Origin of the sequence: Nonomuraea sp. B19D2, assembly GCF_040137845.1 — a bacterium.
Taxonomy (GTDB): Bacteria; Actinomycetota; Actinomycetes; order Streptosporangiales; family Streptosporangiaceae; genus Nonomuraea.
The window spans coordinates 426325-452569 of sequence record NZ_JBEFAK010000003.1 but is presented as its reverse complement, the minus strand read 5'-3'; the positions used below and the strand labels follow the sequence as shown (position 1 = coordinate 452569).

At 69.4% G+C, this 26245-nt stretch carries 29 protein-coding genes; 19 read left to right on the top strand and 10 right to left on the bottom strand.

The window, feature by feature from the left end; translation table 11 throughout:
- Positions 1–28 precede the first annotated feature (28 nt).
- Positions 29–1042 carry a bifunctional adenosylcobinamide kinase/adenosylcobinamide-phosphate guanylyltransferase gene (locus tag ABN273_RS08755; protein WP_349448141.1) on the bottom strand — a complete coding sequence of 338 codons (1014 nt, stop codon included), beginning with the start codon at positions 1040–1042 and terminating at the stop codon, positions 29–31.
- Positions 1043–1326: 284 nt separating this feature from the next.
- On the opposite strand from ABN273_RS08755, the gene ABN273_RS08750 reads away from it, so the two are divergent.
- Positions 1327–1533 carry a hypothetical protein gene (locus ABN273_RS08750; RefSeq protein WP_225273734.1) on the top strand — a complete coding sequence of 69 codons (207 nt, stop codon included), beginning with the start codon at positions 1327–1329 and terminating at the stop codon, positions 1531–1533.
- Positions 1534–1598: 65 nt separating this feature from the next.
- Here the strand turns inward: ABN273_RS08750 and ABN273_RS08745 are convergent, their stop codons facing one another.
- A complete protein-coding gene (locus ABN273_RS08745; RefSeq protein ID WP_349448140.1) occupies positions 1599–2597 on the bottom strand; it encodes an aldo/keto reductase family protein in 999 nt (332 codons plus the stop codon).
- A gap of 57 nt (positions 2598–2654) precedes the next feature.
- On the opposite strand from ABN273_RS08745, the gene ABN273_RS08740 reads away from it, so the two are divergent.
- Positions 2655–3659, top strand: coding sequence for an SMI1/KNR4 family protein (locus ABN273_RS08740; protein ID WP_349448139.1), 1005 nt, complete (start codon positions 2655–2657; stop codon positions 3657–3659).
- Positions 3660–3687: 28 nt separating this feature from the next.
- Here the strand turns inward: ABN273_RS08740 and ABN273_RS08735 are convergent, their stop codons facing one another.
- A complete protein-coding gene (locus ABN273_RS08735) occupies positions 3688–4272 on the bottom strand; it encodes a DUF3043 domain-containing protein (protein WP_349448138.1) in 585 nt (194 codons plus the stop codon).
- Between the two features lie 152 nt (positions 4273–4424).
- Between ABN273_RS08735 and ABN273_RS08730 the strand changes: the two genes are divergently transcribed.
- From ABN273_RS08730 to ABN273_RS08705, 6 genes are read left to right on the top strand one after another with little or no spacing between them, the layout of a single operon-like run.
- Positions 4425–5249, top strand: a complete 825-nt coding sequence (locus ABN273_RS08730) for a PspA/IM30 family protein (RefSeq protein WP_349448137.1) — start codon at positions 4425–4427, stop codon at positions 5247–5249.
- Positions 5246–5524 carry a PspA-associated protein PspAA gene (gene pspAA / locus ABN273_RS08725; protein WP_349448136.1) on the top strand — a complete coding sequence of 93 codons (279 nt, stop codon included), beginning with the start codon at positions 5246–5248 and terminating at the stop codon, positions 5522–5524. Before ABN273_RS08730 ends, pspAA begins: the two co-directional genes overlap by 4 nt.
- A gap of 5 nt (positions 5525–5529) precedes the next feature.
- A complete protein-coding gene (htpX, locus tag ABN273_RS08720; RefSeq protein ID WP_349448135.1) occupies positions 5530–6429 on the top strand; it encodes a zinc metalloprotease HtpX in 900 nt (299 codons plus the stop codon).
- Between the two features lie 6 nt (positions 6430–6435).
- Positions 6436–6996 carry a PspA-associated protein PspAB gene (pspAB, locus tag ABN273_RS08715; RefSeq protein ID WP_349448134.1) on the top strand — a complete coding sequence of 187 codons (561 nt, stop codon included), beginning with the start codon at positions 6436–6438 and terminating at the stop codon, positions 6994–6996.
- Positions 6997–7033: 37 nt separating this feature from the next.
- On the top strand, positions 7034–8401 hold the full coding sequence (locus tag ABN273_RS08710; RefSeq protein ID WP_349448133.1) for an alpha/beta fold hydrolase: 1368 nt from the start codon (positions 7034–7036) through the stop codon (positions 8399–8401).
- A gap of 47 nt (positions 8402–8448) precedes the next feature.
- Entirely contained in the window at positions 8449–9054 is a 606-nt protein-coding gene (locus ABN273_RS08705) for an SIMPL domain-containing protein (RefSeq protein ID WP_349448132.1), read from the top strand.
- 70 nt (positions 9055–9124) lie between these two features.
- Here the strand turns inward: ABN273_RS08705 and ABN273_RS08700 are convergent, their stop codons facing one another.
- Positions 9125–9724: a TetR/AcrR family transcriptional regulator gene (locus ABN273_RS08700; protein ID WP_349448131.1), complete on the bottom strand. Its 600-nt coding sequence runs from the start codon at positions 9722–9724 to the stop codon at positions 9125–9127.
- Positions 9725–9806: 82 nt separating this feature from the next.
- On the opposite strand from ABN273_RS08700, the gene ABN273_RS08695 reads away from it, so the two are divergent.
- The gene (locus tag ABN273_RS08695; protein ID WP_349448130.1) at positions 9807–10643 is read left to right on the top strand and encodes an NAD(P)H-binding protein; all 837 of its coding nucleotides are present in this window, start codon (positions 9807–9809) and stop codon (positions 10641–10643) included.
- Positions 10644–10727: 84 nt separating this feature from the next.
- On the opposite strand, the gene nadA is transcribed toward ABN273_RS08695, so the two are convergent.
- On the bottom strand, positions 10728–11885 hold the full coding sequence (nadA, locus tag ABN273_RS08690; protein WP_349448129.1) for a quinolinate synthase NadA: 1158 nt from the start codon (positions 11883–11885) through the stop codon (positions 10728–10730).
- Positions 11886–12042: 157 nt separating this feature from the next.
- Between nadA and ABN273_RS08685 the strand changes: the two genes are divergently transcribed.
- Positions 12043–12396 (top strand): HesB/IscA family protein, encoded by a 354-nt coding sequence (locus tag ABN273_RS08685; RefSeq protein WP_349448128.1) that lies wholly within the window; start codon positions 12043–12045, stop codon positions 12394–12396.
- 97 nt (positions 12397–12493) lie between these two features.
- Positions 12494–13480 (top strand): carbohydrate kinase family protein, encoded by a 987-nt coding sequence (locus ABN273_RS08680; protein ID WP_349448127.1) that lies wholly within the window; start codon positions 12494–12496, stop codon positions 13478–13480.
- An 80-nt stretch (positions 13481–13560) separates the two neighbouring features.
- On the opposite strand, the gene ABN273_RS08675 is transcribed toward ABN273_RS08680, so the two are convergent.
- The 3 genes from ABN273_RS08675 to ABN273_RS08665 form a co-directional block, all read right to left on the bottom strand.
- Entirely contained in the window at positions 13561–13995 is a 435-nt protein-coding gene (locus ABN273_RS08675; RefSeq protein ID WP_349448126.1) for a CBS domain-containing protein, read from the bottom strand.
- A gap of 64 nt (positions 13996–14059) precedes the next feature.
- On the bottom strand, positions 14060–14305 hold the full coding sequence (locus tag ABN273_RS08670) for a sulfurtransferase TusA family protein (RefSeq protein ID WP_043638353.1): 246 nt from the start codon (positions 14303–14305) through the stop codon (positions 14060–14062).
- Positions 14302–15435 carry a cysteine desulfurase family protein gene (locus tag ABN273_RS08665; RefSeq protein WP_349448125.1) on the bottom strand — a complete coding sequence of 378 codons (1134 nt, stop codon included), beginning with the start codon at positions 15433–15435 and terminating at the stop codon, positions 14302–14304. Before ABN273_RS08665 ends, ABN273_RS08670 begins: the two co-directional genes overlap by 4 nt.
- 151 nt (positions 15436–15586) lie before the next feature.
- Here ABN273_RS08665 and ctaC point away from each other — a divergent pair, with 151 nt between their 5' ends.
- The 4 genes from ctaC to ABN273_RS08645 all read left to right on the top strand — a co-directional run bounded on the left by ctaC (position 15587) and on the right by ABN273_RS08645 (position 19836).
- Positions 15587–16417 carry an aa3-type cytochrome oxidase subunit II gene (gene ctaC / locus ABN273_RS08660; RefSeq protein ID WP_502910975.1) on the top strand — a complete coding sequence of 277 codons (831 nt, stop codon included), beginning with the start codon at positions 15587–15589 and terminating at the stop codon, positions 16415–16417.
- Positions 16414–18075, top strand: coding sequence for an aa3-type cytochrome oxidase subunit I (gene ctaD / locus ABN273_RS08655; protein ID WP_349448123.1), 1662 nt, complete (start codon positions 16414–16416; stop codon positions 18073–18075). The genes ctaC and ctaD overlap by 4 nt, the downstream gene beginning before the upstream one ends.
- Positions 18075–18488, top strand: coding sequence for a cytochrome c oxidase subunit 4 (locus tag ABN273_RS08650; RefSeq protein WP_349448122.1), 414 nt, complete (start codon positions 18075–18077; stop codon positions 18486–18488). The genes ctaD and ABN273_RS08650 overlap by 1 nt, the downstream gene beginning before the upstream one ends.
- Before the next feature lie 268 nt (positions 18489–18756).
- Positions 18757–19836 carry a L,D-transpeptidase gene (locus ABN273_RS08645; RefSeq protein WP_349448121.1) on the top strand — a complete coding sequence of 360 codons (1080 nt, stop codon included), beginning with the start codon at positions 18757–18759 and terminating at the stop codon, positions 19834–19836.
- A 127-nt stretch (positions 19837–19963) separates the two neighbouring features.
- On the opposite strand, the gene trpD is transcribed toward ABN273_RS08645, so the two are convergent.
- Positions 19964–21010: an anthranilate phosphoribosyltransferase gene (gene trpD, locus ABN273_RS08640; RefSeq protein ID WP_349448120.1), complete on the bottom strand. Its 1047-nt coding sequence runs from the start codon at positions 21008–21010 to the stop codon at positions 19964–19966.
- A 6-nt stretch (positions 21011–21016) separates the two neighbouring features.
- Positions 21017–21415 carry a hypothetical protein gene (locus ABN273_RS08635; protein ID WP_349448263.1) on the bottom strand — a complete coding sequence of 133 codons (399 nt, stop codon included), beginning with the start codon at positions 21413–21415 and terminating at the stop codon, positions 21017–21019.
- Positions 21416–21625: 210 nt separating this feature from the next.
- On the opposite strand from ABN273_RS08635, the gene ctaE reads away from it, so the two are divergent.
- The 4 genes from ctaE to qcrB are packed head-to-tail and all read left to right on the top strand — an operon-like array spanning position 21626 to position 25867.
- The gene (ctaE, locus tag ABN273_RS08630; RefSeq protein WP_349448119.1) at positions 21626–22279 is read left to right on the top strand and encodes an aa3-type cytochrome oxidase subunit III; all 654 of its coding nucleotides are present in this window, start codon (positions 21626–21628) and stop codon (positions 22277–22279) included.
- Between the two features lie 14 nt (positions 22280–22293).
- Positions 22294–23106, top strand: coding sequence for a cytochrome bc1 complex diheme cytochrome c subunit (gene qcrC, locus ABN273_RS08625; RefSeq protein WP_349448118.1), 813 nt, complete (start codon positions 22294–22296; stop codon positions 23104–23106).
- On the top strand, positions 23103–24215 hold the full coding sequence (qcrA, locus tag ABN273_RS08620; RefSeq protein WP_349448117.1) for a cytochrome bc1 complex Rieske iron-sulfur subunit: 1113 nt from the start codon (positions 23103–23105) through the stop codon (positions 24213–24215). The genes qcrC and qcrA overlap by 4 nt, the downstream gene beginning before the upstream one ends.
- Positions 24212–25867 (top strand): cytochrome bc1 complex cytochrome b subunit, encoded by a 1656-nt coding sequence (qcrB, locus tag ABN273_RS08615; protein WP_349448116.1) that lies wholly within the window; start codon positions 24212–24214, stop codon positions 25865–25867. Before qcrA ends, qcrB begins: the two co-directional genes overlap by 4 nt.
- The last annotated feature ends 378 nt before the right edge of the window (positions 25868–26245 follow it).

Genomic DNA, 26245 nt, shown 5'->3' with positions numbered 1-26245 from the left:
GGGCGAGCGTCCCGCGCCCCCTGGCCGCTCACAGCTCGAGAAGGCGTCCGGCGACCACCAGCGCCACGTATTCGGATTCCGCGGCGAGGCGTTCGTTGAGGCGTCCGAGCGCGTCCCTGAACGCCCGCCCGCTGGCCGTGGCGGGCACCACGCCCATCCCGACCTCGTCGGACACCGCCACGATCCGCACCGGCGCCTGCCGCCACGCCGCCACGAGCGCGTCGCAGCGCTCACCGACCGGGGCGCGGTCCCCCTCCCAGGCCCCGTGCTCGTCGAACACCGCCGCCAGCCATGTCCCGAGCCCGTCGACCAGCAGCGGTGTGGAGGCGTTCCGGATGGCCGCGGCGAGGTCGGTGGTCTCGACGGTGGCCCAGTGCGCGGGCCGCCGCTCCCGATGCGCCCGCACCCGCGCCGCCCACTCGTCGTCGCCCGCGCCGCCCGGTCCTGTGGCGACATAAGTGACGTACGGCTCGGCCGCCAGCCGCAGCTCCGCCTCGGCCGACTTCCCCGACCGCGAGCCGCCCAGCAACAGCGCCCGCCACGGCGCCCCACCCTCCGGGAGGGCGGGTGCTGGCCGGCCGGGCCCGACCTCCAACTCCGTCCCGTCGGGAACGGCGAGCGCGCCCCACAACCGCAGCCGCCTGGCCAGTTCCTCCGCCGAGCGGACCCGGTGATCCAGCCCGACGGCCACCACCAGGGTCCGGTCGTCCACCAGCCCGGCCCGCCGCAGCTCCCCGAGCCGTTCCGGCCGGTCGAGCAGGTCGATCAGCACGATGTCGTATCGGGGAGGGCCGTCCGCGGGGACCGCGTGGCCGGGCGGGAGGCAGAGCAGCCGGGAACCGCCGGGGCAGACCAGCCCCAGCCCGCCGGCGCAGGACCGGTACCCGGCCGGCAGGTCGCCGTACGGGAACCGGACCACGCCATCCACGATCAGCTCGAGCGGGCGCCGATTGCCGGACGGGAGCCCGGCGCACGAGGCGCACCGGCACCCGGGCTCCGGCCACCCCGTACCGCCTGCCGTGCCGGAGAGAAGGATTTTCACCGCGCCGAGCGTACAAACCGCCGCACGTTCCGCCCACGGCCGGGTTCCGGTCCGGCCGTCGCCGCTGGAACGTTCCAGGTCAGCGGCAGGGGCGCGCGCACATGGAGCGTGTGGCAGACGGATCAGCAGGGGCGGAGTGGGGGAAAGGAAGTAATGCGGCCCCGAGGGCGGCTCCGGCCGCAACACGATACGCGCGCAGCATCGATTGACCTCCGAACTCGGGAGTAGGGTTCCAGTGCCTGCGGAGGGTGCACAGGCGGACCCGCGGAAAAGGAGCGTATGGCATGACATGGCGGTGGCGTTATGAAAATGCAAATGGTGGTGAGGTGACGGATCGCCCTTTGCCGCGAGAAGTTTTCCCGAGCCAGGCGGATGCGGAGTCCTGGCTCGGTGAGAACTGGCGTGACCTGCTCGAATCCGGAGTCGAGCAGGTGGCGTTGCTCGATGAGGACCGCGTGGAGTACACGGGATTGTCATTGCGCCCCGAGTGAGTCCGGGTAATTGAAAAACCCCTTGAGCGCCATTGTGGCTCAAGGGGTTTTTGTCTGGATACGGGTTACGGGCGGGTACGCGGGCTCTGCGTCTTGGCCGGGTCGCGCTCCACGACCGGGCCGAGCACGTCGTCGATCCGCTTGAGCACGTCGGCGTCCAGCTTGACGCCCGACGCCTTCACGTTGTCGCGCACCTGCTCGGGCCGGCTGGCGCCGACGATGGCGCTGGAGACGTTCGGGTTCTGCAGCACCCAGGCGATGGCCAGCTGCGCCATGCTCAGGCCGAGGTCGGCGGCGATCGGCTTGAGCTCCTGGACGCGGGTCAGGACGTCGTCGTTCATGAACCGGGCGATCATGGCGCTGCCGCTCTTGTCGGTCGCCCGCGAGCCCTCGGGCGGCTGCTGCCCGGGCAGGTACTTGCCCGTGAGCACGCCCTGGCCGATCGGCGACCAGACGATCTGGCCCACGCCCTCCTTCTCGCTCAGTGGCACGATCTCGCCCTCGATGATCCGCCACAGCATCGAGTACTGGGGCTGGTTCGAGACGATCCGGTCGAAGCCCATCTCGTCGGCGATCTTCAGGGCCTGGGCGATCTGGTCGGCGTTCCACTCGCTGACGCCGATGTAGAGGACCTTGCCCTGGCGTACGAGGTCGTCGAACGTCTTGAGCGTCTCCTCGAGCGGCGTCTCGTAGTCGAAGCGGTGCGCCTGGTACAGGTCGACGTAGTCGGTCTGGAGGCGGCGCAGCGAGCCGTTGATGGACTCGGTGATGTGCTTGCGTGACAGGCCGCGGTCGTTCTGGCCGGGGCCGGTCGGCCAGTAGACCTTGGTGAAGATCTCCAGCGACTCCCTGCGCACGCCCTTCAGCGCGCGGCCGAGCACCTCCTCGGCCTTCGTCGCCGCGTAGACGTCCGCGGTGTCGAACGTGGTGATGCCCTCGTCGAGCGCCGCCTGCACGCACAGCTTGGCGGCATCCTCCTCGACCTGGGAGCCGTGGGTCAGCCAGTTTCCGTAACTGATCTCGCTTACTTTGAGACCGCTGCGACCGAGGTGTCGGAATTCCATGGGTCTGACTTTAATGCCGACCCATGTGGTGATCGGTTTCGGGATAGGGTGCGCGACGTGCTGAAGCTCGTACGGCTGGCGCTGACGGCGGCCATCCTGACCGCGATAGCGGTTCGGCTGCGCCGGCGCGCCCAGATGCCCGACAAGCAGCCTTCACCGCCCCCGGCGCCGCGACTGGCAGGGAGCAGGCGGATGGGCCTGGTGTGGGCCGCCATTGCCGGGATCGTGGCGCTGACGCTGGGGGCCGCCCTGATCCCTACGGAGTCGCAGGAGGCGGCCGCGTCGGAGTGGCGCGCCTACCAGGCCGGGCAGGCGGCGCTCCCGGCTGGGACAGAGCGCTCGCCCACTCCCGCCACCGGACCGCCCGCCACGAGCACCCCGCCGCCGGTCGCCACCGCCGTCCCCAGCCGGCCGCCGGCCGAGATCCCCGACCCCAACTGCTCGCCCGTCCGGCGCCCGGTCACCGTGCGGCCGATCGACCCTGAGGTCAAGCGGGCCGTGGACCGGCAGTGGCGGCGGATCGAGCGGTGGCTGAGGGCGAACGCGCCCAGGACGTACCGGACTCTCGCCGGACCTGGCAGGGCGCGCACGATCGCGATCGCCGAGTCGCAGATGGGCGTGGACTTCCCCGACGACCTGAGAGCCTCACTCCTGCGCCACAACGGCTCGCGGGGACGGTCGGTCTTCGGCTTCTGGTACGACGGCGCCGACGCTCTCGGCGTCCGCCAGATCAGGGACACCTGGCGCCGGCTCTGCTCCTGGGAGCGCACCGACCTCGGGAGCGATCCCGCCGTCGAATACTGGAACGGCCGGATGATCCCGTTCCTCCATTTCGCCGAGCGTGACTCGGAGAACATGGAGTACGCCGTGGTCGACTCCACCGGGGGTGCCGTCGGGTGGGACGACACGATCTCCGGCATGGGGCCTCGCCTGCAGTCCACGTACGCGCTGCTGCGGGCCGTCGCCGACGCCCTGGAGCACGGCAGGGCGGTCGACGGCTGGCGGCCCGCCGTCCAGCGAGGGGTGCTGCGCTGGGACGACGTCGGGGACGGCAGCCCGTGAAGGCCGGTGCGGCTATTTCCCGGTGCGGCTATTTCTTCGGCGGCACCGGCTTGCCGCCCGGCAGCACCGTGGGCGGCGGGAAGCGGAGCTTGCGGATCTGCAGGGCCCGCATCGCCGCGTAGAAGCCCACGCCCCTGAGGCTCTCGTCGGGCAGCTTCGCCGCCACCTCCCGCTTCACCTTCCAGGCCACGTAGACCGAGGTGAACAGCACGCCGATCATCATGATCGGCCACCCGATGGTGACCACGTAGCCCAGCACCTGGGCGCGGATCGTCATCGGCCACGGAATCCACGTCGCCAGCAGGATCAGCAGCGAGAAAGGCAGGAAATACTGGCTCGGCAGCCGCCGCGAGTCGACCCAGTTACGCGCGAACTTGCGCGCCGGGCCCTTGTCGCGAACGGGAAGATACTTCTCCTCGCCTGCCAGCATGCCCTTGCGGGCCCTGTCGCGCTCGGCGGCCTGCTTGGTCCGCATTTGGCGATAGGCCTCTTTGCGGTCTTTGGGCGCATGGACCGGCTGGCGCCGCCTGCTTTCCTGCTCACGGCGCTTGGGTGTGGGACGACCTTTACCTTGGGGCTTAGGATCGTCATCGGGGACGGGGGTGTCGTCCACGGAGGTTTGGGAACGGCGTCGCAACACGACGTCAACCCTACCTGGACTGCAACTTAGTGACGCCCTCGTGCGTTATGCGTAGGGTAATCCCAAGGCGGCTGCGCTGCATTGGGTGAACACCAGCACGACCTAGAAGGGGACGGCCGACGCGCATGAGCGTGATGAAGAGACTTTCGATGATCTTCAAGTCCAAGGCCAACAAGGCCCTGGACAAGATGGAGGATCCACGCGAGACCCTTGACTACTCCTATCAGCGGCAGCTCGAGCTGCTGCAGAAGGTGCGCAGGGGCGTTGCCGACGTCGCCACGTCGCGCAAGAGGGTGGAGCTCCAGATGACCGGCCTCGAGAAGCAGGCCCAGCGCTACGAGGAGCAGGGCCGCAAGGCGCTGTCCGTGGGGCGCGAGGACCTGGCCCGCGAGGCGCTGCAGCGGCGCGCCAATCTGCAGACGCAGATGGCCGACCTCAAGCTGCAGCACGACAATCTGCAGGCCGAGGAGGAGAAGCTGACCACGGCTTCCCAGCGGCTGCAGGCCAAGGTCGACGCCTTCCGTACGAAGAAGGAGACGATCAAGGCCACCTACACCGCCGCCGAGGCGCAGACCCGCATCAACGAGGCGTTCTCCGGCATCTCCGAGGAGATGGGCGACGTCGGCCTGGCGATCCAGCGTGCCGAGGACAAGACGGCGCAGATGCAGGCCCGTGCGGGCGCGATCGACGAGCTGCTGGCCAGCGGCGCGCTCGACGACTTCACCGGCACCCGCGGCGACGACATCCAGGCCGAGCTCGACCGCATGGGCGGCGGCATGGACGTCGAGCTGGAGCTGGCCAGGATGAAGGCCGAGCTGGGCCAGGGCCCCGCGCCGCAGAGCGCCATCGAGCAGGGCCAGCCGCAGCAGCAGGCCCAGCCCCAGGCGCAGCCGCAGCAGCACGGTCAGAGCCACACCCAGCAGCTTCGCCAGCCCGGGGAGCCGGCATGATTGTCAGGATCATGGGCGAGGGCCAGGTGGAGATCTCCGCCGACGACATCGCGGTGCTCAACGAGCTCGACACCGAGCTCGAGGCGGCCATCGAGGTCGGCGACGAGCCGGTCTTCCGCGCCAAGCTGCACGCGCTGCTCGACAAGGTGCGCCAGGTGGGCAAGGCGCTTCCCGACGACAGCCTTGAGCCGTCAGAGCTGATCCTTCCCCCCGCGGACGCCTCGATCGAGGAGGTCCGGGAGATGCTGGGCGACCAGGGCCTCATCCCGGGCTGATCCCCATGGGCACGCGGTTCGCGTCCGACCGCGGGTTGACCACTCGCATGGCCGTGACGATGTTCCTGCTCGGGTTGCTCTATGTCGTGTTCGTCGGCGTCCTGATCGCACTCGGCGTGCGGGCGCTGACCGTGCTGGTGATAGCTGGGGGTCTGCTGTTCGTGCAGTACTTCCTGTCCGACCGCATCGCGCTGTTCGCGATGCACGGGCGGGAGGTCTCGCCGCAGGAGGCCCCCGAGTTGCACGGCCTGATCGACCGGCTGTGCGCGCTCGCCGACATGCCCAAGCCGCGGGTGGCGATCGCGGAATCCGACGTCCCCAATGCGTTCGCCACCGGCCGCAACCAGAAGAACGCCGTCGTCTGCGTGACGACCGGCATCCTGCGCCGCCTGGAGCCTCAGGAGCTCGAAGGCGTGCTCGCACACGAGTTGTCGCACGTCGCGCACCGCGACGTCGCCGTCATGACCGTCGCCTCGTTCCTGGGCATCGTGGCGGGACTCATGACCAGGTTCGCCCTCTACACGGGCCTCGGGGGCCGCCGCAACGGCAACCAGGGCGGCGTGCCCGTCGGCCTGATCATCCTGCTCGTCTCCGTCGCCGTGTACGCCATCAGCTTCCTGCTCACCCGTGCCCTGTCGCGCTACCGGGAGCTGTCGGCCGACCGCGCGGGCGCGCTGCTCACGCAACGCCCGTCCGCCCTGGCCAGCGCGCTGGTGAGGATCAGCGGCGACATGGCCAGGATCCCGACCCAGGACCTGCGCGAGGCGGCGCCGTTCAACGCCTTCTACTTCGCCCCGGCGGCCCGCCCGGGCGAGTCGCTGGCGAACCTGTTCTCCACCCACCCGTCGCTCGACCGGCGGCTGGAGCAGCTGGCGAACATCTCCAAGCAGCTCGGAAGGGGCTGAACCCCGATGAGCTGGCTCGACGCGCTGCTGGGCCGGTCGAAACCGGCCAAACCCAACCTCGACGCGCTGTTCGCGCTGCCGTCCGCCGCCGTGACGCTGCAGGCCGCGACCGGGCTCGTGCCCACCGGCCGCGGCTCGGTGGCGTTCAGGGCCGCGGAGGGCGGCGCGTTCGCCACGCTCGAACGCGACGTCAAGGCGCTGCTCGGCGAGCGCGTCGAGGAGTCGCACGACTCCTACGGTTACACCTGGCTCCTGGTGCGCCGCTCGCCCGACCAGCTCGGCGACCTGGTCACCGAGCTGCACGCGGTCAACTCGTCGCTGGAGTCGGCCGGGTTCGGACCCTCCCTGCTCTGCTCGCTGGTGTCCTTCGCCGGTCAGGACGACGACAGGCGGCTGGCGATCGTGTACCTCTACAAGCGCGGGACGTTCTACCCGTTCGCCCCGCTTTCCGGGCAGCGGCGGGACAACGCGCTCGAACTCCAGGTCAGAGGCGTCCTCGAGGGCGAGCTGCCGCTGGAGAAGGACCTCAGCCGCTGGTTCCCGGTCTGGGGCGCGCCCGGTCTCTGACTGAGCCGACCACTACTTCGAGTGATCTAATGATCACGTGGAGCGAAGGTTGTACGTGCTCGCGGCCTGCGCGCTCATCGTGGCGGCGGTGCTGGGCAGCGCGTGGATCACCGGCCAGTTCACCTCGCCGGAGGTCGACAGGACCGACGGGTACGTCAGCGAGCTGGCCGCCCGCGACCAGCCGTGGACGCGCCTGTTCCGGGTCAGCGACGCGCTGTCGGGGCTGGCGTGCGCGTTGGGGGTGGCGCTGGTGCCGAGGGCGGCGCGCGAGGGGCGGGGCTGGCTGGCGCTGGCCGCCTTCGGGCTGCTCACCCTCGCGGCCGGGCTGTTCCCGCTGGACTGCGCCACGCTGAGCGACCCGTCCTGCGGGCGGCGGTCCATGTCGCCCGCGCACTACGCGCACCTGGTGGCGGGCATGCTGGCCACGGCCGCCGTGCTGGCCGCGATGGTGCTGCTCAGCGCGCGATGGCGCTCGTGGGTGTCGTGGCTGTTCACGTGGCTGGGGCTGGCGGCCACGCTGCTCGTGCTGTCGGCGCACGCCGACCGGCACGGGGTGGGGATCGCGCACCGGGCGCAGCTGACATTGTTCGCGATCTGGCTGGTGTACGCGGCGCTCCACCTGCTCGTCTCGGACGACGTGACCGCCCGCACGACGGCGCCGCCCGGGGGCGTGCGGCCGCATGTGGTCGAGCAGGGAGCCGGGCCCGCCGTGCTCATCACCGCGGGGCTCGGGGGCGCCTGGTTCCACTGGGACGCCGTGGCCGCCCGGCTGGCCGCGAGTCATCGCGTCATCCGCTTCGACCGCCCGGGTCTCGGCCTCAGCCCGTGCTCGCCCGACCCGCCCACCCTGTACGGCGAGGCCGCCCGCCTGGCCGCGCTGGCCCCCGCGCACCCGGATCGAGTGATCGTCGTCGCCCAGGGTGTGGCCTGCTGGCACGCGGAGGCGTTCGCCAGGCTGCACCCGCTCCGCGCGGCCAAGCTCGTCCTGGTCGACCCGGCTGGCACCGGTGACCGCAGGCTGTTCGCGCCGGCCGGGAGCGCCGGCCGGTGGCTGCCCGCGCTGGGCGGCACGTGGGGCGCGGCCGCCCTGGCCCGCCTCGCGGGGCCCGTGGCGCACCGGCTGCTCACCGGCGGGCGCGACCCGTACGGCGTCTACCGCGTGGGCAAGGTGCTCGCCGCGGTGGCGGGGGAGTGGCTGGCCCGCCGTGACATGGCCGAGGACCTGCGCCGGATGAGGGCGGACAGGCCGATCCCCGACGTACCGGTCACGGTGATCAGCACGGGCGCGCGCAACACGGTCCGGGAGGCCGGCCTGCTGTCCGCCCGGCTCGTGCGCCTGCCGGAGTCCAGGCGCCGGGTACAGCTGCGGAATCCGCAGGCGATCGCCGACGCCGTCCGCATATGAGCCGTGCGTCCTAGGATCGATGCGGAACCCGATCTGAGGGGGTAGGCGTGGACATCACCGTCGTCGGCGAAGGCGCCGTGCTGGCCGCACCCGACATCCTGCGGCTGCACGCGGGCGTCGAGGTCCGCAGGGCCTCCGCCGCGGAGTCCTTCAGCGCCGCCAGATCCGCCGCCGCCCGGCTGGCCGAGGCGCTGGCCCGGGCGGGCGTCGCCGCGGAGGACGTGCGCACGGTGGAGCTGTCGCTGGGGCCGGAGTACGAGGCATACCCCAAGGTGGCCGCGTACCGGGCCGTCCAGGGCGTGGAGGTGGTCGTCCGCGACCTGACGCGGGCCGATCATGTCATCGACACGGTGGCCGGAGTCGGGGAGGAGGCCAGGTTGAACGGTGTGGCGTTCGAGGTGTCCGACTCGTCCGGCTTCTTGAAGGAGGCCAGGGCGAGGGCGTTCCGGGACGCCGCCGCCAAGGCCGCCCACTACGCCGAGCTGGCCGGGCGCCCCCTGGGCAGGGTGGTCTCGGTGAGTGAGGAGCTCAAGGGCGGCGGCCCGCAGCCCCTGCGCCACATGGCCTTGGCGGCGGCCGAGAGCGATGCGTCCATCAGCCCCGGTCGCCAGACGCTGACGGTGACCGTCCGGCTCGGCTACGACTTCGCCTAGACCTGTCTCTCCGCACGTCACCGCGACCGCCTCGCGCCCCTCGCCGTACGTCGGCGGGCGGAGAACGGGCCTAGACGGCTTCGGCGGAGAGTGAGTCGAGCCAGTCGAGCAGGCGCGCGCCCTGGCGGTTCATGATGTCGGGCTCGCGCAGGGCGTTGGCCAGCAGGGACATGCCCTGGTAGGCGCCCACCAGCGTCAGGGCGAGCCCCTCGGGGTCGGGCAGCCCGAGCTCCCCGAACTGGCGTCCGACCCAGTCGATCAGCAGCCGGATGACCCTGCCCGCCGCCGCATCCAGGCCGCCCTCGTCGCGCTTGTCGAGCTCGGCGGCGAGCGTTCCGGTCGGGCAGCCGTAGCGGGCGGCGAGGTCACGCTGGCTGACCCAGGTCTCCACCAGGCTCCTGAGCCGTTCCCTCGGGTCGTCGAGGCGGTCCAGGCGGTCGGTGAGTATCTCCAGCTGCCGGGCGTGCTCGGCGAGCGCGGCCGCGACCAGGTCGTCCTTGGTCTTGAAGTAGTAGTACACGTTGCCCACCGGGACGTCGGCGGCGCGCGCGATGTCGGCGATGGTGGTGCGCTCGACACCCTGCCGGTGCACGACCTGGGCGGCGGCGGCCATCAGCCGCTGCCGCTTGGCGGAGGCGGCCTGCACCCTGGACCGCGTTGAGTCAGTCACCTGACTAACTATAGGTGCCGGAGTCGTGCTATGGTCCTTCACAAGTGAGTCAGCCGACTAACTAACTTTGAGGAGAATCATCATGATCGTCGTCACGGGAGCCACCGGAAACGTCGGCAGGACCCTGGTCCGGCTGCTGGCCGAGGCGGGCGAAGAGGTCACCGCGGTGTCGCGCCGCATCACCGGCGCGGACGTGCCCGAGGGTGTGCGCGCGGTCGCCGCCGACCTGGCCGACGCCGGGAGCATGCGCCCGGCCCTGGCGGGTGCCGACGCAGTGTTCCTGCTCACGAGTGGCGATCTGTTCGCCGCGGAGCCCAAGGAGATCGTCGCCGCGGTGAGCGGCCCGGGCAGGGTGGTCCTGCTCTCGTCGCAGGGTGTGGTGACCCGTCCGGAGAGCGCGTCCCACGGCCGCTTCGGGGCGGAGGTCGAACGCGCGGTCATGAACTCGGGCGCGCGATGGACGATCCTGCGGCCGGGCGGATTCGCCTCCAACAGGTTCGCGTGGGCCGCGCCGGTCCGTGCGAGCCGCACGGTCGCCGCGCCGTTCGGCGACGTCGGGCTGCCGGTCATCGACCCCGACGACATCGCCGAGGTCGCGGCCACGGTGCTGCGCGAGCCCGGCCATGACGGCCGGATCTACGAGCTCACCGGGCCGGAGCCGGTGACCCCGCGCCAGAGCGCCGCCGCCATCGGGGAGGCGCTCGGCGAGGTGGTCACGTTCGTGGAGCAGAGCCGCGAGGAGGCTCGGGCTCAGATGCTCGCGTTCATGCCGGAGCCGGTCGCGGACACCACCCTGGCCATCCTCGGCGAGCCGACCCCGGCCGAACAGCGGATCAGCCCGGACGTCGAGCGCGTGCTCGGCCGGGCTCCCCGCCCGTTCGCCGCCTGGGCCCGGCGCAACGCCGCGGCCTTCCGCTGAACGCACCGCGGAGGGACGCAACGGCGCCGGGCACCATCGGACCGCTGCCCGGCGCCATGCTCCTCCCCGCGCCCGCTTCGGGGGCTACGGGAGGGCCAGCATGCGGTCCAGGGCGACCTTGGCCCAGTGGGCGGTGTCCTCGTCCACCGTGATCTGGTTGACGACCTCGCCCAGCACCAGCGACTCCAGGGCCCACACCAGGTGCGGCAGGTCGATCCGGTTCATGGTCGAGCAGTAGCACACCGTCCTGTCCAGGAACGAGATGCTCTTGTCGGGGAACGTCTGGGCCAGGCGCTTGACCAGGTTGAGCTCCGTGCCGATCGCCCAGCTCGAGCCCGCCGGCGCCGCCTCCAGCGTCTTGATGATGTGCTCGGTCGAGCCCACGTGGTCGGCCTTGAGCACGACCTCGTGACGGCACTCGGGGTGCACCAGGACGTTCACACCGGGGATGCGGGAGCGTACGTCGTCGACCGAGTCGGCCGTGAAGCGGCCGTGCACCGAGCAGTGGCCGCGCCACAGGATCATCCTCGCCCGCTCCAGCTGATCCTGGGTGAGGCCGCCGTTCGGGCGGTGGGGGTTCCAGACGACGCAGTCCTCCAGGGACATGCCCATCTCCAGCACCGCAGTGTTACGGCCCAGGTGCTGGTCGGGCAGGAACAGCACCTTCTCGCCGCGCGAGAACGCCCAGTCCAGGGCGCGGCGGGCGTTGGAGGAGGTGCAGACCGCGCCGCCGTTCCTGCCGCAGAAGGCCTTGATGTCGGCGCTGGAGTTCATGTACGTGACCGGAATCACCTGGTCGGCCAGACCGGCGTCCTCCAGGGCGTCCCAGCACTCCTCGACCTGGTCGAACGTGGCCATGTCCGCCATCGAGCACCCGGCCGCCAGGTCAGGCAGTATCACCTTCTGCGGATCGGCCGTCAGGATGTCGGCGGACTCGGCCATGAAGTGCACCCCGCAGAAGACGATGAACTCCGCCTCCGGCCGGGCCGCCGCCTGCTGGGCCAGCTTGAACGAGTCGCCCGTCACGTCGGCGAACTGGATGACCTCGTCGCGCTGGTAATGGTGCCCGAGCACGAACAGGCGGTCGCCGAGCGCCTCCTTCGCCTTCCTGGCCCGCTCCACCAGGTCGGGGTCGGAGGCGGGCGGCAGCTCGCCCGGGCACTCGACCCCCTTCTCGCTGTGCGGATCGGCGCCCCGGCCGAGGACGAAGAGCGGCAGCCCAGTCTGGGTGGCCATGGCCATACCCCCTTATCGTCGAATTGACGATACTCATGATGGCACACGGACGAACCTGCTTATTACGGGGGTGGGCGCTCCGGGAATGTGTGGCATGGGCCAGGTGTTGGTAGCGTCATTAGTAGGACGTCAGAAACAGACAGCCGGGTTAGGGAGTCAGCAGATGACGGTTGAGAGCAGCGAGACCACGGCGCAGGGCCTGATCCTGACTGACGCGGCCGCCGCCAAGGTCAAGAGCCTGCTCGAGCAGCAGGGCGAGGAAGGTCTGCAGCTGCGGGTCGCCGTGCAGCCGGGCGGTTGCTCCGGCCTGCGCTACCAGCTCTTCTTCGACGACCGGTCGATGGACGGCGACGTGGTGTCGGACTTCGGGGGCGTCGGGGTGGTCACCGACCGCATGAGCGCTCCCTACCTGATGGGGGCCACGATCGACTTCGTGGACACCATCGAGAAGCAGGGCTTCACCATCGACAACCCCAACGCCACGGGCTCCTGCGCCTGTGGTGACTCGTTCAACTAGGGGTGGCTTGCGCGGTCCCGCTTGCTTCATGTGAGCGGGACCTTCGCGTATTCTCGTGGGGCTCATAGGCCTGCTGACAACGAGGAAGAAGAATCCCGTGCGCATCGCCGTTACCGGCTCCATCGCGACAGACCACCTGATGACCTTCCCAGGAAGTTTCGGCGACCAGCTGATCGCCGAGCAGCTTGACCGGGTGTCACTCTCGTTCCTGGTCGATGACCTTCAGATCCGTCGCGGCGGTTGCGCCGCGAACATCGCGTTCGGCATGGCCTGCCTGGGCCTGAAGCCGGTGCTCGTGGGCGCCGTCGGCAACGACTTCGCCGACTATCGGTCGTGGCTGGAGCGCCACGGCGTCGACTGTGACTCCGTGCACATCTCGGAGACCCAGCACACCGCGCGCTTCCTGTGCACCACCGACCAGCACCACAACCAGATCGCCTCGTTCTACACCGGCGCCATGGCCGAGGCGCGGCTCATCGAGCTGCAGCCCGTGGCCGGCCGCCTGGGCGACCTCGACCTGGTGCTGATCAGCCCCAACGACCCCGACGCGATGCTGCGCCACACCGACGAGTGCCGCCAGCGCGGCATCCCGTTCGCCGCGGACATCTCCCAGCAGCTCGCGCGCATGGCGGACGAGCAGATCCGCCAGCTCGTCGACGGCGCCGCCTACCTCTTCTCCAACGACTACGAGAAGGGGCTCATCGAGCAGAAGACCGGCTGGTCCGACGAGGAGATCCTGCACCGGGTCGGCGTCCGGGTCACCACGCTCGGCCCGAAGGGCGCGGTCATCGACCGGAGGGGCGAGCCGTCCATCGCCGTCGCCCCGGCCCCCGAAAGGGGCAAGGCGGACCCCACCGGCGTCGGTGACGCCTTCCGCGCCGGGTTCCTGTCGGGCCTGGCCTGGGGGCTGCCGCTGGAGCGCTGCGGCCAGATCGGCAACCTGACCGCCACCCACGTGCTCGAACGCGTCGGCGGCCAGGAGTACGAGCTCGGCCAGCAGGTCTTCCTCGAGCGTTTCGCCGCCGCCTACGGTGCCGGCGCCGCGGCGGAGATCGCCGAGTTCGTCCGCTGTTACCACCCGTAACAGTTGTAAGCCGCCCCGCCCGACATGCGGCGGGGCGGCGTCTCGCGGCCCTGGCTCTTCCGATACGGCCCAGCGCCTCGTCAGCCCCTCGCGTACACGTGGTGCATGAACTCGGCGAGCTGGGCGTCAGGCAGGTGCTTGGCCAGGTCGGACTCGCTGATCATGCCGACGATGCGGTCGTTCTCCAGCACCGGCAGCCGCTTGATCTGGTTCTCCTCCATCTTGGTGAGCGCTTCGTCCACGCTCGTGTCCGGAGTGACGAAGACGAGCCCGCCGGCCAGCTCGCCCGCCGTCACCTTGGACGGGTCGTGACCCGCCGCGATGCACTTGATCACGATGTCGCGGTCGGTGATGATGCCCTTCACGCGCTCGTCCGGCCCGCACACGGGCAGCGATCCAACGTTGCTGTTACGCATCAGCTGCGCCGCCCGGTCGAGTGTCTCGTGCGCCCCGATACACTCCGCTCCCGGACTCATCAGGTCACGGGCGGTCTCGTGCGGATGTCCGCTTGTCATGAGCTTTCCCCCGAAGGTCGGTGACTTCGTACGGGAAGCCCCTACCCATGCATTTCGGGAAAAGTCAGTAGTTGCGCCTCACGTGGATCGCCCAGCCGCCCTCGGGCAGCTCGTACGAACCCACGTGCCGGTGCGACTTCAGCCTGCACCACGCCGGCACGTCCGTATAAGCCGCCGGATCGTCGGCCAGCACGGCCACGACGGCGTTGAGCGGGACGTAGTTGATCTGCTCGGCGAGCATGATGATCGGGATCGGGCACTTCTTCCCGAGCGCGTCGATCGTCAGAGCCGGCTGGGTAACCTCGGTCATGCGACTCCCGCGTCCTGGCGGATGCGGCGCACCAGATCGGGCAGCACGGCGAGGAATCTGTCGACCTCGGCCGCGGAAGTGCCCCTGGGCAGCGACACCCGGACATTGCCATGCGTCAGCACGCCCATCGCTTCAAGAACGTGCGATGGACGAAGCGTACTAGCGGTGCACGAGCTTCCTGACGAAACGGCGAAACCAGCCTTGTCCAGCTCGGTCAGCAGCGCCTCCCCGTCGACGTACAGGCACGAAAAGGTCACGATGTGCGGCGCCCGCTCAACGGGGTCGCCGATGACCTCCACGTCCGGGACGATCTTCGGCACCGTCTCCCTGATCCTCCCGACGAGCTCGGACAGGCGCGCCTGCTCCTGCGCCGCGTCCGCGGCCATCGCGCGCAGGGCGGCCGCCGCCGCCACGATGCCGGGCACGTTCTCGAACCCCGGCACCCGCCGCCGCTCCCGCTCGTCCTCCGGCAGGAACGAGCGGAACCGCGTGCCCTTGCGCACCACCAGCACGCCCACCCCCGCGGGGCCGCCCCACTTGTGGGCGCTGGCGGTGAGCACCGACCAGCCGTCCGGCATCGGCATCCTGCCGGCCGTCTGCGCCGCGTCCACCAGCAGCGGAACCCCGTGGGAACGGCAGGCCGCGGCGGCCTCGGCCACCGGTTGCACGGTGCCGACCTCGTGGTTGGCCGTCTGCAGGCAGGCCAGCGCGGTGCCGGGACGGGAGACCGCCTCGGCGAAGCGGTCGAGGTCGACCCGGCCCGTCAGGTCCACGCCGACCGTCTCGACCGTGCCGCCGTCGCGTTCGTGCACTCCACCGGCGTGCAGCACGCTGGAGTGCTCGACCGCGCTCGTCACCAGGTGGCGCCCGGCCCTGCGCCTGCCGTGTAGGGTGCCGAGGACGCCGAGATGCACGGCCTGCGTGCCGGATGAGGTGAACGACACCTCCTCCGGGCGCGCGCCGAGCGCCTCGGCCACCTCCGTGCGGGCCTGCTCGAGCAGCAGGTGCGCGCGGCGGGCCTGGCCGTACAGTCTCGCGGGGTCGGCCCAGCCGACGTCGATCGCCGCCAGCAGCGCCTCGCGTGCCTGAGGGTGGAGCGGCTCGCTCGAAGCCGCGTCGAAGTACGCCACGAGACTTATCGTCCCACTTGCGGCGCCATCGAGGGGTCGCGCGGTAGGGCGAGGCACCTGCACGCTAATGTGTCTGCAATCAGCTGTGCATCTGGAAATAGGAGCGCCCAAGAGAGAGACTCTTGGGCTTCATCTGTGGGGTAGGCGATCCGTGAGTCCGACTCGCCGTACGACGCGGCGTTCGTTGGCCCGGCGCAGGGTGCCGCGCGCCGCCGCTTTGGCGTTGCTGCTGGCCACTGCTACGGCGTGTGCTAATGACGTACCGAAGGCTGACTGGTCTCGCGGCCTTCTTCCCGAGCATGTCACCGAGCAGGGTGACGTGGTCCAGAGTCTGTGGAACGGGGCCTGGATCGCCGCCCTCGCCACGGGCGCCGTGGTCATCGTTCTGATCGTGTGGGCGGCCATCTTCCACCGCAAGCGCAAGTCCAAGGCGGACCTCCCGCCGCAGGTGCGCTACAACCTGCCGATCGAGATGCTCTACACCTTGATCCCGCTCGTCATGGTGTCGGTGTTCTTCTTCTTCACCGCCCGCGACAGTGAGACGCTGACCAGGGTGGACGGCGACGCGACCGTCAAGGTCAAGGTCGAGGCGTTCCAGTGGAGCTGGCGCTTCACCACGACCGTCAACGGCAAGACGCTGCAGCCGGTCGCGGGTGTGCCGGTGAGTGACTACCACCAGGGCCCCCAGCTGGTCCTGCCGACGAAGACGAAGGTCGAGTTCGACCTGTCGACCGACGATGTCATCCACTCGTTCTGGGTGCCGGAGTTCCTGTTCAAGCGGGACGTCCTCCCCGGGATCAAGGAAGACAACCCGGGCCGCAAGTTCCAGATCACGACCCTTGACCGGACGGGCGTCTTCGCGGGCCGCTGCGCCGAGCTGTGCGGCGTCGACCACAGCCGCATGCTCTTCTCGGTGAAGCTCGTCCCGCAGCAAGAGTTCGACCAGTACATCGCGACACACCAGGCTGGGAGCGCCCAGTGACCGCCATCCACGAACCCCTACGCGCGTCGGCCAGGCCCGTCACCAAGGGCCAGGTGATCGCCAAGTGGCTGTCCTCCACTGATCACAAGATCATCGGGCACCTCTACCTGATCACGTCGTTCGCCTTCTTCCTGATCGGCGGCGTCATGGCGCTGGTCATGCGGGCCGAGCTGGCGCAGCCGGGCATGCAGTTCACCAGCAACGAGCAGTTCAACCAGCTGTTCACCATGCACGGCACGATCATGCTGCTGATGTTCGCGACGCCGCTGTTCGCCGGCTTCGCCAACGAGCTGATGCCGCTGCAGATCGGCGCCCCCGACGTGGCGTTCCCGCGCCTCAACATGGTGAGCTACTGGCTCTACCTGTTCGGCAGCATCATCGCCGTGTCGGGCTTCTTCACCCCGGGCGGCGCGGCCTCGTTCGGCTGGTTCGCCTACACGCCGCTGTCCAACGCGATCAACTCGCCCGGCATGGGCAGCGACCTGTGGATCATGGGCCTGGCCCTGTCGGGTCTGGGCACGATCCTCGGCTCGGTGAACTTCATCACCACGATCATCTGCATGCGCGCGCCCGGCATGACCATGTTCCGCATGCCGATCTTCACCTGGAACATCCTGCTCACCAGCATGCTCGTGCTGATGGCCTTCCCCGTGCTGGCCGCCGCGCTGCTCGCGCTGGAGTCCGACCGCAAGCTCGGCACCCACATCTTCGCCTCCGAAAACGGCGGCGCGATGTTGTGGCAGCACTTGTTCTGGTTCTTCGGCCACCCCGAGGTGTACATCATCGCGCTGCCGTTCTTCGGCATCGTGAGCGAGATCCTGCCGGTCTTCAGCCGCAAGCCGATCTTCGGTTACATCAGCCTCGTGGTCGCGACGATCTCGATCGCGGGTCTGTCCATCACGGTCTGGGCGCACCACATGTTCCCGACCGGGCAGGTGCTGCTGCCGTTCTTCTCGTTCATGACGTTCCTCATCGCGGTGCCGACAGGTGTGAAGTTCTTCAACTGGATCGGCACCTTGTGGCGAGGGCATCTGTCGTTCGAGTCGCCGATGCTCTTCTCGGTCGGCTTCCTCGTCACCTTCCTCCTGGGCGGTCTGACGGGCGTCATCCTGGCCTCGCCGCCGCTCGACTTCCACATCAGCGACACCTACTTCGTCGTCGCCCACTTCCACTACGTGGTCTTCGGCACGGTCGTGTTCGCCATGTTCGCGGGCTTCTACTTCTGGTGGCCCAAGTTCACCGGCAAGATGCTCAACGACAAGCTCGGCAAGCTGCACTTCTGGCTGCTGTTCATCGGCTTCCACACGACCTTCCTCATCCAGCACTGGCTGGGCATGCTGGGCTTCCCGCGCCGGTACGCCGACTACAGCGCGGCCGACGGCTTCACCGACCTCAACATGATCTCGTCGGTGGGCGCGTTCGTCCTGGGCGCCTCGACGCTGCCGTTCTTCTACAACGTCTGGAAGACCTGGCGCAGCGCGCCCAAGGTCACGGTGGACGACCCCTGGGGCTACGCAGGCTCGCTCGAATGGGCGACCTCCTGCCCGCCGCCGCGGCACAACTTCACCTCGCTGCCGCGCATCCGGTCCGAGCGCCCGGCGTTCGACCTGCACCACCCGCACGTTTCGGCCAAGCAGGCGCAGGAGGTTGAGGCCTGATGAGAGTCCAGGGTTGGCTGTTCCTCGCGTGCGGCCTGTTCTTCGCCGGCGTCGACGTCGCCTACTGGTTCTGGACCAAGGCGGCGACGGGCCAGGGTGAGCCGGTCGGCACCACGGCCATGGCGATCTCGGTCGGGTTCGCGTTCATGGTCGGCTACTACCTGATGTTCACCGCGCGCCGCATCGGCGCCCAGCCGGAGGACAACAAGCAGGCCGACATCAGCGACGGCGCGGGCGAGATCGGGTTCTTCAGCCCGAGCAGCTGGTGGCCGCTGTTCCTGTGCCTGGCGGCGGCCTTCGCCTTCACCGGGTTCGTGATCGGCTTCTGGATGTTCCTGATCGGGCTGTTCCTGGTCATCATGGCCATGGTCGGGTTCGTGTTCCAGTACTACCGGGGTCACTTCTCGCACTGACCTGTTTGCCGAAGCGGGCGTCTCTCTTGAGGGGGGACGCCCGCTTTTTGGCGTTCTTTACCGGTATGCGGATGTGGTTAATCGATCACTGAGGGTAATAAAGGAGACGGAAGCGGTTCGTTCGTGGACGAGGGAGTCATTCGTGGGACACGTAGCGAAGGGATCGGCCGGTCTGCTGGCCGTGGCACTGCTGTCTGCGTGCTCAGCGGGCGGCGCACCGAAACCTACTGGCGGGATGGCGATGGCCGGAGGGGCCCAGGGGCCCTCTGTGACGTTCTCTCCGCGGGACAAGGCCGCGAACGTGCCCACGGACCAGCCCCTGGTGGTCTCGGCCCGTACGGGCACGCTCAAGAGCGTACGGGTGGACGGCGGCAGGTCCGGCCCGCTGGCGGGCGTGCTCAGCGCCGACGGCACCCGCTGGCGCAGCAACGTCACCGCCAGGCCCAGCACGGCGTACACGGTCACCGTGGTCTCCGTGGACGGCGCGGGCAAGGAGAGCCAGACCACCAGCACGTTCTCGACGGTCAAGGGCGACAAGGCGTTCGACATCAAGACGATCACCCCGAACAAGGAGGACACCGGGCTGACGGTCGGCGTCGGCATGCCCGTCATGATCGCCTTCGACAAGCCCATCGCCGACCGGGTGTCCGTCGAGCGCAACCTCACCGTCCGCAGCTCCAAGCCGGTGGAGGGGGCCTGGCACTGGTTCGACGACAGCCACGTGGACTTCCGGCCGGAGAAGTACTGGCCGGCGCACACGAAGGTCCAGGTGGAGGCGAAGCTCGCCGGCGTGCGCGGCGGCCCCGGCATGTACGGCAAGCGCGACGTACGGCTCGACTTCAAGATCGGTCGTGAGCAGATCACCAAGGGCAGCACCGACGAGCACGTGCTGATCGTCCGGCGGGACGGCAGGAAGATCCGCGAGATGCCGATGAGCGCGGGCCAGGGCGGGGTGTGGAAGTACCACACGACCTCGGGCGTCCACCTGGCGATGTCGCGCGAGCCGGTCACGGTCATGACCTCGCCGGATGCCGGCCCGGGACAGGCCGGGTACTACTCACTGACGGTCTACAACACCGTCCGCATCTCCAACAGCGGCGAGTACGTGCACAGCGCACCCTGGTCGGTGGGCTCCCAGGGGAACTCGAACGTCAGCCACGGCTGCGTGAACATCAGCCCGGCGAACGCCATCTGGTTCCTCAAGAACACGCTGATCGGGGATCCGATCATCATCACGGGGACACCGCGGAAGCTGGAGCCCACGAACGGCTGGGGGCACTGGCAGGAGAACTGGAAGGAGTGGCTCAAGTGGAGCGTGCTCAAGGGCGGCCCGACCATCACGTTCTGATGCCGGTTCCGTAACGCCCCGGCTGTCACGCCGGGGCGCGCACGTCACCGCAAGCAGCCCACCTGCCGCCGGGTCGCGCCCGATTTCACGAGGGCGGTGCCATTTGGAAGGCCGCGGAGTGGCGCCGTCAGGCGCGGCTGAAGGAGGCGCTGGCCTCGACCCAGCGGTCGAGAGTGGCCGCGGCCGCGCCCGAGTCGATGGCCTGGACCGCGCGGGCGTAGCCCTCGGTCATGGCCGCGTCGAGGTCGTCGCCGGGCCCGTTGAGCGCCACCAGGGCCGCGGCGGCGTTCAGCAGGACGGCGTCGCGCACCGGACCCGTCTTGCCCTGCACCAGGTCGCGTACGGCCTGGGCGTTGAACGTCACGTCGCCGCCCCGCAGCGCGCCCGCGTCGGCGCGCGGGATGCCGAGGACCGTCGGGTCGAAGGTGGCCTGCGTGGCCGTGCCCTCCTTGACCACCCAGACCGTCGAGGTGCCCGCGATGGTCAGCTCGTCGAGCCCGTCGTCGCCGCGGAACACCAGGGCCGAGACGCCGCGCTCGGCGAAGACGCCGGCCAGGACGGGCAGCATGCGCGCATCGAAGACGCCGATGGCCTGGGCGGCGGGGCGGGCCGGGTTGGTGAGCGGGCCCAGGAAGTTGAAGACCGTGGGCACGCCGATCTCCTTGCGCGGCGGACCGGCGAAGCGGAGCGCGGGGTGGTAGACCGGGGCGAAGCAGAACGCGATGCCCGCCTCGCGCGCCACCCGCGCGGTCTGCTCGGGCGTGAGGTCGAGCCGGATCCCCAGGTGCTCAAGGACGTCGGCCGCGCCGCACGAGGACGAGGCCGCGCGGTTGCCGTGCTTGACGACCCGGGCGCCCGCGGCGGCGGCCACGATGGCGGCCATCGTCGAGACGTTGACGGTGTGGGCGCGGTCGCCGCCCGTGCCGACGATGTCGACCACGGGCCCCTCCACGCTCAGCGGCGTGGCCAGCTCCAGCATGGTGCGGGCCAGGCCCACCACCTCGGCCACCGTCTCGCCCTTGGCACGCAGCGCGACTGCGAACCCGGCGATCTGGGCGGGCGTCGCGGCGCCGGACATGATCTCCCGCATCGCCCAGGCCGTCTCGTCGGAGGTGAGGTGCTCCCCGGACAGGAGAGCGGAGAGCAGGGTGGGCCAGGTCGTCCGGGAGTCCATGGGCACCTACTTGGCGTTGAGTCGGGTGGCGGAGCGGCGGCGCATCAGGTCGGCCACCGTGTCGGCGAGCACCATGGGCTCCAGCGGCTGCGGCACGACGGCGTCGGCCTTGGACCATTCGGCCAGCCAGCGGTCGTCGCGCCGGGCGATGAGCAGGCAGATGGGCGGGCAGTCGTAGACCTCGTCCTTGGCCTGGCGGGAGACGCCCATGCCGCCCGCGGGCTGCGTCTCGCCGTCGAGGACGGCCACGTCGATCTCGCCTGAGCCCAGCCACTGGTGGACCTTGGGCTCGGTGGCGCACTCCACGATCTCCACGAGGGGTACGTCGGCCGCGGGGCGCCTGCCGATGGCCTGGCTCACCTCAGCCCTGGTGGCGGCGTCGTCGCTGTAGACGAGGACCCTCATCGTGTCGCCGGTGCTCCCAGTGGACGTCACTGTCGCGCTCACTATCCCTTGTAGCGGTATGGTCACCTCGGATGGTACCGGTGCGCGGCTGTGCATTCCCAGGCCACCATGTCTGACAGGGCCTTTTGAGGCGATTATCCCAGGTTGCCTACCGGTTTGTACCTGCTAACCGGGGGGTCGTGCGCGGGACCGACCACTGAAGCCGCAATAATGCTGCCCGTGGCGACAGCATCCGCAATAACTTCGACGACGACAGCACAGTCGTACCGCAGACCCAATCTGGTCAGTGTCGGGACGATCGTCTGGCTGTCCTCTGAGCTCATGTTCTTCGCGGCGCTGTTCGCGATGTACTTCACCATCCGGTCGGTGAGCGAGGGCAACGGCCTCGTCTGGGGGCCCGCGCTGCACAAGGCGGGCCTCGAGGTCGCAGAGGGCGCTCACCTGAACATCCCGTTCGCGACGGTCAACACGATCATCCTGGTTCTGTCGAGTGTGACGTGCCAGCTCGGTGTGTGGGCCGCAGAGAAGGGGCAGGTGCAAAAGCTCCGCTTCTGGTACATCGTCAGCTTCCTCATGGGCGCGGTCTTCGTGGCCGGGCAGCTGTACGAGTACGGCGAGCTGGCGTCGGAGGGCGCGACCCTGTCCGCTAACGCCTACACCTCGGTGTTCTATCTGACGACGGGCTTCCATGGCCTGCACGTGACCGGTGGCCTTTTCGCGTTCCTGTTCATGCTGGGACGCACGTACGCCGCGAAGCGCTTCACGCATGAGCAGGCCACCAGCGCGATCGTCGTGTCTTACTACTGGCACTTCGTAGACGTCGTCTGGATCGGTCTCTTCTCGACCATCTACATCATTCGTTAAGGAACGGGATCTCTGTGACTAGGATCACCGCTTGGCGGCGGCATCCCCTCGCGAGATACGCCGTCCTGATTTTGGCGTTGGCGCTGGTCGGGATGGTATACGCCGCTTTTGTCCAGGCGGGTAAGCCTGCCGACGCGGCACTGGCGGCAGGCAAGGTCGATGACGTGGCCGAGGGCAGGAGCCTGTTCGTCAAGCACTGCTCCAGCTGCCACGGCATGAACGCGGAGGGCGTCAAGGACAAGGCGCCCACGCTCATCGGCGTCGGCGCCGCGGCCGTCGACTTCCAGATGAGCACCGGCCGCATGCCCGCCGCCAACCCCGGCCCGCAGGCTCCGCGCAAGCCGCTCGCGCCCTGGGTCGACGAGACGAAGATCAGGCAGATCGGCGCCTACGTGCAGTCGCTGGGCGGCGGCCCGCAGGTCCCCGCCTCGGAGCACGTCGACCCCAAGCTCGGCGACGCCGGCAAGGGCGGCGAGCTGTTCCGCGCCAACTGCATCCAGTGTCACAACTGGGTCGGCGCCGGCGGCGCCCTCACGCAGGGCAAGTACGCCCCCAACCTCAACTCGGCGACCCCCACGCAGATCTACGAGGCGATGGTCACCGGCCCGCAGGCGATGCCGGTCTTCAACGACTCGACCATCACGCCTGAAGAGAAGCGCAGCATGATCGCCTACATCACCCAGGTCCGTGAGCAGAAGGACCCGGGAGGTTTCGGCCTCGGGCGCATTGGACCGGTCACCGAAGGTCTCGTAGCGTGGATCGTGGGCCTCAGCGTCCTCGCACTCGCCGCCATCTGGATCACCGCGAAGAAGCGACAGAAGTCATGACAGACAACGAGCACGAGATCGAGCAGCCCGATGAGCGCGTACCCAAGCGCGTCATCGGCACCCCCGCGCCGGGCACCTCGATGCTCGGCACCGCGGAAGCGGCGGACGTCGAGAAGGAAGTCCCCGGCGTCACGCTGCCCGACGAGACCAAGGCCCGCAAGGCCGAGAAGATCGTGGCGCTCTGCTACACGATCACGTTCCTGGCGGCCATCGCGTTCATCATCTCCTACGTGGTCTTCCAGGTCGGCAGCCCCGAGGCGACCGGAGTGTCCAACTTCGCGCTGGGCACCTCGCTGACGGTGGCGATCCTGGGGCTGGCGATCGGCATCGTGATCTGGGTCCGCCAGATCATGCCGAAGTACTCCCTGATCCAGGAGCGCCACCCGATGGCCTCCGAGGAGGACGACCGCGAGGTCGTGGCGGACACGTTCGTCCAGGGGGCCAACGAGAGCGGCTTCGTCAAGCGCAAGTTGCTGCGCCGCACGCTGCTGCTGGCCGCCGCGCCCCTCGGCCTGGTGCCGCTGGTGCTGCTGCGCGACCTCGACAACAGCAAGATGCCGGGCGCGAAGTTCAACAAGACGCTGCGCCACACGGTCTGGGGTGAGAAGACCAAGGAGGGCAAGCCGCTCAGGCTCGTCGTCGAGGGCACCGGCCAGCCGATCCGGGCCGCCGACTTCAACTCGCCCGGCGGCATCCTGTCGGTGGTCCCCGAGGGCTACCAGCACGACCTCAACGCCCTCGCCAAGGCCACGCTGATCCTGATCAAGTTCCGCCCGGAGGAGATCAAGAGCGGCGTCCGGCAGAACTGGACGCACGACGGCATCGTGGCATACTCCAAGATCTGCACCCACGTGGGCTGCCCCGCCGCCCTCTACGAGCAGAACACCCACCACATCCTCTGCCCCTGCCACCAGTCGACGTTCGACGCGGCCGACGGTGCGAAGGTCATCTTCGGTCCGGCCGCCCGGCCGCTGCCGCAGCTGCCCATCACCGTCGACGCCGAGGGCTACCTCATCGCCCAGGGCGACTTCGAGGTGCCGGTCGGCCCCAGCTACTGGGAACGCGGTGACGCCGAGCAGGCGGCCAGGGAGAAGGGAGGCCAGGCATGAGCGAGCTCAATGCCGTTCCCAAGGGCATCGCGGGCCCGTCGACGTTCCTCGACGACCGCCTCGGCGGGGCCAACTTCCTCAAGCGCAACCTGCGCAAGATCTTCCCGGACCATTGGTCGTTCCTGCTGGGCGAGATCGCGCTCTACTCGTTCGTCATCCTGCTGCTGACCGGTACGTTCCTGACGTTCTGGTTCAAGCCGAGCATGATGGAGATCGCCTACGACGGCTCGTACGCGCCGCTCAAGGGCGTGATGATGTCGGAGGCCTACGCGTCGTCGCTGGAGATCAGCTTCGACGTCCGTGGTGGTCTGCTCATCCGGCAGATGCACCACTGGGCGGCCCTGATGTTCGTGGCCGGCATGATGGTCCACATGCTGCGGGTGTTCTTCACCGGCGCCTACCGCAAGCCGCGCGAGCTCAACTGGCTGATCGGCGTGCTGCTGCTGACGCTGGCGCTGCTCGAGGGCCTGACCGGCTACTCGCTGCCGGACGACCTGCTCTCCGGCGCGGGTCTGCGGATCACCGAGGGCGTGGCGATCTCGCTGCCGCTGGTCGGTACGTACATCACGTTCTTCCTGTTCGGCGGGGAATATCCGGGTGAGGATGTCATCGCCCGGTTCTACTCGCTGCACATCCTGCTCATCCCGGGCATCCTGCTGGCGCTGATCTCGGCGCACATGGTGCTCATGTGGGTGCAGAAGCACACCCAGATGCCGGGCAAGGGGCGTACCAACCAGAACGTGGTGGGCGCGCCGTTCTACCCGGCCTTCATGGCCAAGGCGGGGGCGTACTTCCTGTTCACGCTCGCCACGGTGGCGGGGCTGGCGACGTTCACCCAGATCAACCCGATCTGGCTGTTCGGCCCGTACACGCCCGCCGACGTGTCGGCCGGCTCGCAGCCCGACTTCTACATGGGCTTCCTCGAGGGCGCGCTGCGCATCATGGTGCCGTGGGAGATCAACCTCTTCGGCACCTCCCATGCGGGCACGCTGCCGCTGAGCGTGATCATCCCGGCGCTGGTGCCGATGGGCATCATCATGACGGGGCTCGCGCTCTACCCGTTCATCGAGCGCTGGGTGACGGGCGACAACCGCGAGCACCACGTGGCCGACCGGCCGCGCAACAACCCGCACCGCACCTCGATCGGCATGTCGGCCATCACGTTCTACGGCGTGCTGTGGCTGCTCGGCGCCAACGACGAGATCTCGGCGACCTTCAACATCAGCCTCAACTGGACGACGTACGCCGGGCGTGTGCTGATCTTCGTGGCGCCGGCGCTGGCGTACCTGATCACCTACCGCATGTGCCTCGGCCTGCAGCGCTCCGACTCCGCGGTCGTCTCGCACGGCGTGGAGTCCGGCGTCATCAAGCGGCTTCCGCACGGTGAGTTCATCGAGGTCCACACGCCGCAGGCGGACGACATCGAGGCCCACGTGCGCGGTAAGGAGCCGGTGGCGATGCTGCCGGTGGCCGAGGACGCCGCGGGCATCCCGCCGAAGGGCATGCGCGGCCCGATCGGCAAGCTGCGCGCACGCATGTCGAAGGCGTACGGCGGGGAGAAGATCCCGCTGGACGAGGGGCACGGGCACGGGCACGAGGAGGAGCACGCCGCCATCGGCTCCGGTGGCGACGACCGCAGCCTCACCCACTGACCCACCCTCTTCGCCACACCTGACGGCGGGCCCGGACGACACGTTCGTCCGGGCCCGCCGCCATTTCCACGCCACCTGCCGGGCCTCATCGCGCGGGGGAGCGGCCGGCATGCCAGAGACCAGGCACCGACGAGCGAACGGGCCTCACCACGCGCGGGAGCGGCTGTGGGGCGCTTGGCGGCCGCACTTCACGCCGCCTCAGGGGTACGGCGTCGCGCACTGGGGAGCCGAACGGGTGGGCTCGCGTTGCCGGTGCCGCGCCGTCGTGCGGGGCGGCGAACGGGTGGGCTCGCGTTGCCGGTGCCGCGCCGTCGTGCGGGGCGGCGCGAGAAGGTGGCGGCTGAAGCGGCCACCCGCCGAAGGACGGCGATTCGCGCG